The sequence below is a fragment of the Streptomyces sp. RP5T genome (genome assembly GCF_003933965.1).
Classification (GTDB): Bacteria; Actinomycetota; Actinomycetes; order Streptomycetales; family Streptomycetaceae; genus Streptomyces.
On sequence record NZ_RSAJ01000322.1, the window covers coordinates 1 to 9,559 of the forward strand.

Here is a 9,559-nt window from a genome sequence, read left to right on the forward strand (position 1 = left end):
TCCCTGGCAGCTCGACCTGGTGGGCTGCGCGCGGGCATTCGAGGACGGCCGCCTGGTCCGGCTCGGCACGACCGGCTTCGACACCTGGCCGACGGCCGCGATCCGCACGGTGTACGCCCCCGCCCGGGACCTCTTCCTCAAGTTCAGCCTCGACGTCCGCATCACCAACGACATCCGGCGGCTCTGGCGCCACGACCTGCTCAAACTCCGCCGTACGGATGAAGCGGCCGCGAACGCCTTCGCCGCGAGCCCCCCTGACGCGAGCCCCTCTGCCGCCGGTCCGGGGCGCGCCGCCTGGCTGAGCGACCGCGGCTACCGCACCGCCGACTTCGCCTTCGAGGAACTGGCCGTACTGGTCCGCGACGGACTGCGCGACCATGTGCGGCCCGGGGCGACCCCGCTGCTCGCCGCCGCCCTCGTGGAGGGGTTCGAGGGCAGCCCGCTCGACACCGCCGCGGATCCGGCCGCCTGGTGGGAGGCGTACCTGGGCGCGGTCGTGCCGCCCGCCCTCGCCGCCTTCGCCGACCACGGCGTCGTACTGGAGGCGCACCTGCAGAACACCCTGGTCGCCGTGGACACCGACGGCATGCCCGTGCAGGCGCTGTTCCGGGACGCGGAGGGCGTGAAGCTGCTGTCGGACGTCCCGCGCGCGGCCGGGTGGGAGCGGCTGGTGTACTGCCTGGTCGTGAACCACCTGTGGGAGGTCGCCGCGGCCCTCGCCGAACGCCACCCCGGCTTGGACCCCTGGCCGGCCGCCCGCCGCGAGCTGTCCCGCCACGACCTGCCCGAAGCCACCGCCCTCCTCACCGCGCCCACCCTCCCGGGCAAGACCAACCTGCTGCTGAGGTGGACGGGCGCGGACGGGGCGGACGCCCGCTACCTGCCGCTGCCCAACCCGCTGGCCGGCCGGTGACGTGAGGCGCCCCGCGGCCGGGCCCGCGCTCCTCCCGGTCACTATGCTCGCTGCATGCTGAGAGAGGTCACCGCGACCCGTTACATCGAACCCCTGCGCTCCGGCGGCTCGGTCCCCGGCGTCGTCGAGGCCGACGACCTCGGGACCTACGTCGTGAAGTTCACGGGCTCCGCCCAGGGCCGCAAGGCGCTGGTCGCCGAGGTGATCGTCGGTGAGCTCGCGCGGGCGCTGGGACTGCGCTTCCCCGAGCTGGTCCTCGTGCGCTTCGACCCGGCGATCGCCGACAGCGAGCCGCACCAGGAGGTCCGGGACCTGCACGCGGCGAGCGCCGGGGTGAACCTCGGGATGGACTATCTGCCGGGCGCCAGGGACTTCACCCCCGAGGTCGCCCGGCACTGCCGGGTCGATCCGCTGGAGGCGGGCCGGGTGGTCTGGCTCGACGCGCTGACCGTGAACGTCGACCGCACGGTGCACAGCTCCAACCTGATGGTCTGGCCGACGCTCGGCGTGGCACCCCCGCGGCTGTGGCTGATCGACCACGGCGCGGCCCTCGTCTTCCACCACCGCTGGGACGGTTCCGAGCCCGCCAGGCGCTACGACTTCCGCCACCACGCCCTCGGCCCCTACGGCCCGGACGTACGGGCCGCCGACGCCGAACTGGCGCCGCGGGTGACACGCGAGCTGCTGCGGGAGATCGTCGCCGAGGTGCCGGACGCCTGGCTGACGGACTTCGCCACGCCCGCCGAGATGCGCGAGGCGTACGTCGACTACCTGCACGCGCGCGTGCGGGCCTCCGCCGACTGGATCCCCACCGACTTCCCCAGCCGGGAGGAGCTCGCCGCCGAGGAGGCCCGGCGGGCGGCGCGGACGGAGCAAGGACGGCCGAGCTGGCTCAAGCGGGTCCCCGACCTGCACGGCAAGCCGGCCGCGCAACAGGATTGGTCGGTGCACCTCGGATGAGCCCCGTCGTACAGATCGAGTACTGCACCCAGTGCCGCTGGCTGCCCCGCGCGGCCTGGCTGGCGCAGGAGCTGCTCACCACCTTCGAGACGGAGCTGGGTGAGCTGTCGCTCAAGCCCGGCACGGGCGGTGTGTTCGTCGTCCGTGTGGACGACGAGGTCGTCTGGGACCGGCGCGAGCAGGGCTTCCCGGAGCCGACGGCGGTGAAGCAGGCCGTACGCGACCGAGTGGCCCCGGGAAAGTCCCTGGGCCACTCGGACAGGTGAGCCTGTCGCGGATCAGCCGCGCAGCTGCTCGTACGCCGGCAGCGTCAGGAAGTCGGCGTAGTCCTCGTCGAGGGAGACCTGGAGCAGCAGGTCGTGGGCCTGCTGCCAGTGTCCGGCCGCGAAGGCCTCCTCGCCGATCTCCCGGCGGACGGCGGCGAGTTCCTCGGCGGCGACCTTGCGGGCCAGCTCCGGCGTCGCCTTCTCGCCGTTCTCGAACTCGACGCCCGCGTTGATCCACTGCCAGATCTGCGAGCGGGAGATCTCGGCGGTGGCCGCGTCCTCCATGAGGTTGAAGATGGCGACCGCGCCGAGCCCGCGCAGCCACGCCTCGATGTAACGGATGCCGACCTGCACGGCGTTGACCAGGCCGTCGTACGTCGGCCTGGCCTCCAGGGAGTCGATCGCGATCAGGTCGGCGGCCTCGACGTGGACGTCCTCGCGCAGCCGGTCCTTCTGGTTCGGCCTGTCGCCGAGGACCTTGTCGAAGGACTCCATGGCGATCGGGACCAGGTCGGGGTGGGCGACCCAGGAGCCGTCGAAGCCGTCGGCGGCCTCGCGGTCCTTGTCGGCGCGGACCTTCTCGAAGGCCACCCTGTTGACCTCGGCGTCCCTGCGGGACGGGATGAAGGCCGCCATGCCGCCGATCGCGTGCGCGCCGCGCTTGTGGCAGGTGCGGACGAGGAGTTCGGTGTACGCGCGCATGAACGGGGCCGTCATCGTGACCGCGTTGCGGTCCGGCAGGACGAACCTGGCGCCGCCGTCACGGAAGTTCTTGACGATGGAGAACAGGTAGTCCCAGCGGCCCGCGTTCAGCCCGGAGGCGTGGTCGCGGAGTTCGTAGAGGATCTCCTCCATCTCGTACGCCGCCGTGATCGTCTCGATCAGGACGGTCGCGCGGACGGTGCCCTGCGGGATGCCGCAGTACTCCTGTGCGAAGACGAACACCTCGTTCCACAGGCGCGCTTCGAGGTGCGACTCGGTCTTCGGGAGGTAGAAGTACGGGCCCTTGCCGAGGTCGAGCAGGCGCTGGGCGTTGTGGAAGAAGTACAGGCCGAAGTCGACGAGTGCGCCGGGAACCGGGGTGCCGTCCGCGTCGACCAGGTGCCGTTCGTTCAGGTGCCAGCCGCGCGGCCGCATGACGACGGTGGCGAGCTCCTCGTCGGCCTTGAGCGCGTAGGCCTTGCCGGACCTCTCGTCCGTGAAGTCGATGTTCCGGGTGTACGCGTCGGCCAGGTTGACCTGCCCGAGGACGACGTTCTCCCAGGTGGGCGCCGAGGCGTCCTCGAAGTCCGCCAGCCACACCCGGGCACCGGAGTTCAGGGCGTTGATGGTCATCTTGCGGTCGGTGGGACCGGTGATCTCGACCCGGCGGTCGTCCAGGGCCGCGGGGGAGGGGGCCACCTTCCAGGAGTCGTCCGCGCGGATCGCGGCGGTCTCCGGGAGGAAGTCGAGCGTGGAGGTCCGGGCGATCTCGGCGCGGCGCTCGGCGCGGCGGGCGAGGAGCTCGTCACGCCGGGGCGTGAACCGGCGGTGCAGCTCGGCCACGAAGGCGAGGGCCGCCTCGGTGAGGACCTCCTCCTGCCGCGGCAGGGGCTCGGCGTCGACGATGGCCAGCGGGGACGGCGCTGGTGCGGACATGAGCGGTCACTTCCTTCAGCGGTGGCACCGGGTGCCAGTCGAACCGGGTACGCGGGCGGCGCCCCGCGCGAGGTCGGGGCGCTTCTGAACAGTGGATACTAGTTTCCTCATCGTGGAAGTTCAATGGTTTGTTGATGTCGAGATTCTCCGGGTCGAGCAAGAGTGGCTCTGCGTGCCACCGCGTTCACTCAAGGTGTGCCAGATCCTCCGGCGTGTCGATGTCGTACGGCTCGGCCACGTCCGCGCACTCGACGAGCACGAGGGCGTGCCGGTGCTCCTCCAGATAGGCGCGTGCCCCCCGGTCCCCGGTCGCACTCGCCGCGATCCCGGCCCAGTGCGCGGCGCCGAAGAGCACGGGATGGCCGCGTATGCCGTCGTAGGCGGCCGAGACGAGCGAGGTCTCGTCCTCGTACGCGCCGAGCACCCGGCGCACGGCTTCCACCCCGATGCCGGGCTGGTCGACGAGCGAGACCAGCGCGGCCCGCGCCCTCGTCCCGGCGAGCGAGCCGAGCCCGGCCCGCAGCGACGACCCCATCCCGTCCGCCCAGTCGGGGTTCTCCACCAGCACGCAGTCGTCGAGTTCGGCCCGTTCCCGTACGGCCGCCGCGGCCGCTCCCAGGACCACGTGCACCCGGGTGCAGCCGGCCGCGCGCAGGACGCCGACCGCGTGTTCGACGAGCGGGCGGCCTCGGTGTTCGAGCAGCGCCTTGGGCCGCCCGCCGAGCCGTGTACCGCCGCCCGCCGCCAGGAGCAGCCCGGCGACCTGCTGTTCGTTCTCCGTCATGCGTCCTGCATACCTGACGCGCCGGCGTGCGCCGGGTTTCCATGGGCTGAATTTCGGTCCGTACGGTGGCGCGCGGCGCCCCGCGTGGCGTTTACTGACCCGCGTCCCGCGGGGTCCGACCACCACTTGCGGGGTTCACCACGCTGGGGCGCACGCGGGAGTGCGAGGGGGAGAGCTGTGTTGCGGAGCTTGGGGCAGAGGCCGGTGACCGGCAGCGACAACGATCCGAGAGTGGCGGAACTGCGGACCGCGGTGTCCCGGCTGCGCCGCGAACTCGCCGCGCACCCGGCCGAGTTCCCCGACCGGGGCATCGCCGAGGACGAACTCGCCGCGCTGGCCGCCATGACGATCGACGGAGCACCCGAAGTCCCGCGCCTGCGCAGGTCGTTGCTGCTGATCGCGGGCGCGATCGGATCGGTGAGCGCGCTGTCCAGGGGCCTCACGGCGGTGCGGAACGCGGTGGAACTGTTCGGCGAACCGCACCGCTAGGGGAACGGCCCCCGGTACCCCTCGTGCGTGCCGCGGTGCTCGAACTCCGGGCAGAGCCAGGTCTCCTGGACGTACTCGGTCAGGTCCTCCCAGACGTCGAAGATGTTCCCCGGTCCCCGTTTGCCCTCGACCCGCCGGTAGCGGTCCTTGATGTCCCGGAAGCAGGCCAGCCCGGCCATCAGCCCGTTGCCGTAGGGGCTGTAGTCGGACCACGCGCACGCGATGCAGGCCTTCATCCTTGCCGCCCGCGGCAGTTGGCGCTGGATGTCCTGCAGCGCTCTCTCGAAGTCGTCCTGCTCCTCGGTGTTGCGGAACTCGTGCCCGTCGAGGAGCAGCGTGGTGGTCAGGGTCTCCGCGTCCAGGCCGCGGCCCGGGCCCGCCGGGTCCCCGAGCCGCAGCGCACAGCGCAGCACCCCCGGCCGCATACCCCTTCCCCGGACCTCGACGGGGACCGGCACCTCCCACTCCAGGAGGCAGGAGCACAGTCCTCCGTCGAAGAACGAGAACATCCGCTCGGGCGGTTCGCCGCCCACCGCACCGAGGTCGTCCATGGAGTCGCTCTCGAAGCGGACACCCCTGATCGTCGTACGGATCAGCTTGCGGCCGTCCGACTCGAAGACGACGTCCTCGCTGCCGTGCCGGTCGGTGTACCGCCCCGGCCAGCGCTGTAGGCCCGTCACGCCGGGCTCTGCGCGGCCAGTGCCTCCGAGAGTTCCGCCGCCACCTGCTGCAGCACCGGCACGATCTTCTCGGTGGCCGCCTCGGTGACCCGTCCCGCCGGGCCGGAGATCGAGATGGCGGCGGCGGTGGGGGAGTCGGGCACCGAGACCGCGAGGCAGCGGACGCCGATCTCCTGCTCGTTGTCGTCGACGGCGTAGCCCTGGGCCCGCACGTCCACCAGGGCCGCGAGGAACCCGTCCGGCGTGGTGATCGTCTTCTCCGTCGCGGCCGGCATGCCGGTCCGGGCGAGCAGGGCGCGCACCTCGTCGTCCGGGGTGTTGGCGAGCAGGGCCTTGCCGACGCCGGTGGAGTGCGGCAGGACGCGCCGCCCGACCTCGGTGAACATCCGCATGGAGTGCTTCGAGGGCACCTGGGCGACGTAGACGATCTCGTCCCCGTCGAGCAGCGCCATGTTGGCGGTCTCGCCGGTCTCCTCGACCAGCCGGGCGAGGTAGGGGCGGGCCCAGGTGCCGAGCAGCCGGGAGGCCGACTCGCCGAGGCGGATCAGGCGCGGGCCGAGGGCATAGCGCCGGTTGGGCTGCTGGCGGACGTATCCGCAGGACACGAGCGTGCGCATCAGGCGGTGGATGGTGGGCAGCGGCAGCCCGCTGCTCGCGGACAGTTCGCTCAGTCCGACTTCTCCGCCCGCGTCCGCCATCCGTTCCAGTAGATCGAAGGCGCGCTCGAGGGACTGGACCCCGCCACCGGCGGACTTGGCGGAGTCGGTGGTGCTGGCGCTGGACGTCGGCACGGCGCGTTCCTTTCGGGGCTGCCTTTCGGGTCTGGGCAGGAGGGCAGAAGCCTACCCGGCAGTCGGTTGACTCCCCGCTGGTGCGTAGCTAAGTTCTGCTTACCGGAATACTAATTCCGCCTTGTGGAAACGTCCAGAGTGTCGACGCAAGGCGCACTGTGGGGAAGTGTGCCCTTGACGGCACCCGACCGGGAGTGAAGACTCCTTCAACAGAAAGTTGAATTCCGTTACGCGGAAGTTAACGGCGGCAGAGAGGGGTCCGGGTGTCCGACACTGAACTGGTGCTGCGCTCGACGCGCGTCATCACGCCCGAGGGCACGCGGCCCGCGTCGGTCGCGGTCGCCGGCGGGAGGATCGCGGCCGTACTGCCGTACGACGCCCCCGTGCCGACCGGCGCGCGTCTGGAGGACCTCGGCGACGACGTCCTGCTGCCCGGCCTGGTCGACACCCACGTGCACGTCAACGACCCGGGCCGCACCGAGTGGGAGGGCTTCTGGACTGCCACGCGAGCCGCGGCGGCCGGCGGCATCACCACCCTCGTCGACATGCCGCTCAACTCGCTCCCGCCCACGACGACGGTCGACCACCTGCGGACGAAGCGGGAGGTCGCCGCCGACAAGGCCCACATCGACGTCGGCTTCTGGGGCGGCGCCCTGCCCGACAACGTCAAGGACCTGCGTCCGCTGCACGAGTCGGGGGTCTTCGGCTTCAAGGCGTTCCTGTCGCCCTCCGGCGTCGACGAGTTCCCCCCTCTCGACCAGGACGGTCTCGCCCGCTCCCTGGCCGAGATCGCCTCCTTCGGCGGCCTGTTGATCGTGCACGCCGAGGACCCGCACCACCTGGAGGCCGCCCCGCAGCACGCCGGCCCCCGGTACGCGGACTTCCTGGCGTCCCGCCCGCGCGACGCCGAGGACACGGCCATCGCCCAACTCATCGCCCAGGCAAAGCGGTTGGACGCCCGCGTGCACGTGCTGCACCTGTCGTCGAGCGACGCGCTCCCGCTGATCGCCCGGGCGAAGGCGGACGGGGTCCGCATCACCGTGGAGACCTGCCCGCACTACCTCACCCTCACCGCCGAGGAAGTCCCGGACGGGGCGAGCGAGTTCAAGTGCTGCCCGCCCATCCGGGAGGCCGCCAACCAGGACCTGCTGTGGCAGGCGCTGGCCGACGGCACCATCGACTGCGTGGTCACCGACCACTCCCCGTCCACGGCGGACCTCAAGACGGACGACTTCGCCACCGCATGGGGCGGCATCTCCGGCCTCCAGCTGAGCCTGGCGGCGGTCTGGACGGAGGCCCGCAAGCGCGGCCACTCGCTGGAGGACGTGGTCCGCTGGATGTCCGCGCGGACCGCCCAGCTGGTGGGCCTCGACCGGAAGGGCGCCATCGAGGCGGGCCGCGACGCCGACTTCGCGGTCCTCGCACCCGACCGGACCTTCACCGTCGACCCGGCGGCCCTCCAGCACCGCAACCGTGTCACGGCCTACGCGGGCAAGACCCTGTACGGCGTGGTGAAGTCGACCTGGCTGCGCGGCGAACGCATCGTGGCGGACGGCGAGTTCACCACCCCGAAGGGCCGGCTGCTCACCCGTACGCCCTGATCCACCCGCACCGGCCACTCCAGAAAGGCACATGTACGTGACGGCGATTCCCAGCTTCACCGGCGACGCGAACCCGTACGGCGGCGGCGACCCGTACGCGGACTACCGCACCGCCGACTTCCCCTTCACCCAGTACGCCGACCTCGCCGCACGCACGCTCGGCGCCGGAGTCGTCGCCGCCAACGACGAGTTCTTCGCCCAGCGCGAGAACCTGCTGAAGCCCGGGCGGGCCGAGTTCGACCCCGAGCACTTCGGGCACAAGGGCAAGATCATGGACGGCTGGGAGACCCGCCGCCGCCGGGGCGCCTCGGCCGAGCACCCCTGGCCGACCGCCGAGGACCACGACTGGGCGCTGGTGCGCCTCGGCGCGCCCGGGGTCGTCCGGGGGATCGTGGTGGACACGGCGCACTTCCGCGGGAACTACCCGCAGGCGGTGTCCGTCGAAGGCACGTCGGTGGCAGGCTCCCCGTCCCCGGAGGAACTGCTGGGCGACGACGTGAAGTGGACGACGCTCGTCCCGCGGACGCCGGTCGGCGGCCACGCGGCCAACGGCTTCGAGGTCTCCCTGGAGCAGCGCTTCACCCACCTGCGGGTCAACCAGCACCCCGACGGCGGCATCGCCCGCCTGCGGGTGTACGGCGAGGTCGTCCCGGACCCGGCGTGGCTGGAGGTCCTCGGCACCTTCGACGTGGTCGCCCTGGAGAACGGCGGGCAGGCCGAGGACGCCTCCAACCTCTTCTACTCACCGGCCTCCAACACCATCCAGCCGGGCCGCTCGCGGAAGATGGACGACGGCTGGGAGACCCGCCGCCGCCGTGACCGGGGCCACGACTGGATCCGCTACCGCCTGGTGGCCCAGTCGCAGATCCGCGCCATCGAGATCGACACGGCGTACCTGAAGGGGAACAGTGCGGGCTGGGCCTCGGTGTCGGTCCGCGACGGCGAGGACGGCGACTGGCGGGAGATCCTGCCGCGCACCCGGCTCCAGCCCGACACCAACCACCGCTTCGTACTGCCGGCCCCGGCGGTGGGCACGCACGCGCGCGTGGACATCTTCCCCGACGGCGGCATCTCCCGCCTGCGGCTGTTCGGTTCGCTGACCGAGGCGGGTGCGGCGGCGCTGTCCGCGAGGCACCAGGAACTGGGCGGCTGAGACCGGCCTCGCCGGCGGCCGAGGAGCGGGCTCCCGCTTCTCGACCGCCGGCGAGCGCGAGAAGGCCGCGCAGGCCGCGCTACCTCACGCCGCGTGCCCCCCGTCCACCGAGAACTCCGCCCCGGTGACGTACTCGGCGTCCGCCAGATACGCGACCATCGACGCCACCTCCTCCGCCGTGCCGAACCGCCCCACCGCGGTCATCGCGGCCTGCGCCGCCGCGAACGGCCCGTCCCCCGGGTTCATGTCCGTGTCGACGGGCCCGGGATGCACGATGTTCGCCG

The 9,559-nt window shown here is 72.1% G+C and carries 11 protein-coding genes; 6 read left to right on the top strand and 5 right to left on the bottom strand.

The annotated features are described in order from the left end of the window. The 3 genes from EHS43_RS27955 to EHS43_RS27965 all read left to right on the top strand — a co-directional run. Window positions 1-913, top strand: a 913-nt coding sequence (locus EHS43_RS27955) for an IucA/IucC family C-terminal-domain containing protein (protein WP_312023444.1), incomplete at its 5' end; no start/stop codon positions are given. 54 nt (window positions 914-967) lie between these two features. After that, a complete protein-coding gene (locus EHS43_RS27960; RefSeq protein ID WP_125193515.1) occupies window positions 968-1,873 on the top strand; it encodes a HipA family kinase in 906 nt (301 codons plus the stop codon). Further along, complete coding sequence (locus tag EHS43_RS27965; RefSeq protein ID WP_125193516.1) at window positions 1,870-2,139, top strand: SelT/SelW/SelH family protein; 270 nt, start codon at window positions 1,870-1,872, stop codon at window positions 2,137-2,139. The genes EHS43_RS27960 and EHS43_RS27965 overlap by 4 nt, the downstream gene beginning before the upstream one ends. A 12-nt stretch (window positions 2,140-2,151) precedes the next feature. On the opposite strand, the gene aceB is transcribed toward EHS43_RS27965, so the two are convergent. Both aceB and EHS43_RS27975 read right to left on the bottom strand, forming a co-directional pair. Then, a complete protein-coding gene (gene aceB / locus EHS43_RS27970) occupies window positions 2,152-3,777 on the bottom strand; it encodes a malate synthase A (RefSeq protein WP_125193517.1) in 1,626 nt (541 codons plus the stop codon). A 184-nt stretch (window positions 3,778-3,961) separates the two neighbouring features. Next, window positions 3,962-4,561, bottom strand: coding sequence for an NTP transferase domain-containing protein (locus EHS43_RS27975; RefSeq protein WP_125193518.1), 600 nt, complete (start codon window positions 4,559-4,561; stop codon window positions 3,962-3,964). Window positions 4,562-4,765: 204 nt separating this feature from the next. Between EHS43_RS27975 and EHS43_RS27980 the strand changes: the two genes are divergently transcribed. Next, window positions 4,766-5,050: a DUF5955 family protein gene (locus tag EHS43_RS27980; RefSeq protein ID WP_185806441.1), complete on the top strand. Its 285-nt coding sequence runs from the start codon at window positions 4,766-4,768 to the stop codon at window positions 5,048-5,050. Here the strand turns inward: EHS43_RS27980 and EHS43_RS27985 are convergent. Together EHS43_RS27985 and EHS43_RS27990 are read right to left on the bottom strand one after the other, a co-directional pair. Next, window positions 5,047-5,730, bottom strand: a complete 684-nt coding sequence (locus EHS43_RS27985; RefSeq protein WP_125193520.1) for a DUF6304 family protein — start codon at window positions 5,728-5,730, stop codon at window positions 5,047-5,049. The genes EHS43_RS27980 and EHS43_RS27985 overlap by 4 nt on opposite strands. Beyond that, window positions 5,727-6,521: an IclR family transcriptional regulator gene (locus EHS43_RS27990; protein ID WP_125193521.1), complete on the bottom strand. Its 795-nt coding sequence runs from the start codon at window positions 6,519-6,521 to the stop codon at window positions 5,727-5,729. Before EHS43_RS27990 ends, EHS43_RS27985 begins: the two co-directional genes overlap by 4 nt. Window positions 6,522-6,784: 263 nt before the next feature. Here EHS43_RS27990 and allB point away from each other — a divergent pair, with 263 nt between their 5' ends. Then, window positions 6,785-8,122, top strand: a complete 1,338-nt coding sequence (allB, locus tag EHS43_RS27995; protein WP_125193522.1) for an allantoinase AllB — start codon at window positions 6,785-6,787, stop codon at window positions 8,120-8,122. Window positions 8,123-8,153: 31 nt separating this feature from the next. Next, window positions 8,154-9,275, top strand: coding sequence for an allantoicase (gene alc, locus EHS43_RS28000; protein ID WP_260470742.1), 1,122 nt, complete (start codon window positions 8,154-8,156; stop codon window positions 9,273-9,275). A gap of 84 nt (window positions 9,276-9,359) precedes the next feature. Here alc and EHS43_RS28005 read toward each other — a convergent pair. Beyond that, window positions 9,360-9,559, bottom strand: a 200-nt coding sequence (locus EHS43_RS28005) for an SDR family oxidoreductase (RefSeq protein ID WP_125193524.1), incomplete at its 5' end; no start/stop codon positions are given.

Coding starts and splice junctions, on each gene's coding strand:
- EHS43_RS27960 (WP_125193515.1), top strand. CDS start 968: ATGCTGAGAGAGGTCACCGCGACCCGTTACATCGAACCCCTGCGCTCC.
- EHS43_RS27965 (WP_125193516.1), top strand. CDS start 1,870: ATGAGCCCCGTCGTACAGATCGAGTACTGCACCCAGTGCCGCTGGCTG.
- aceB (WP_125193517.1), bottom strand. CDS start 3,777: ATGTCCGCACCAGCGCCGTCCCCGCTGGCCATCGTCGACGCCGAGCCC.
- EHS43_RS27975 (WP_125193518.1), bottom strand. CDS start 4,561: ATGACGGAGAACGAACAGCAGGTCGCCGGGCTGCTCCTGGCGGCGGGC.
- alc (WP_260470742.1), top strand. CDS start 8,154: ATGTACGTGACGGCGATTCCCAGCTTCACCGGCGACGCGAACCCGTAC.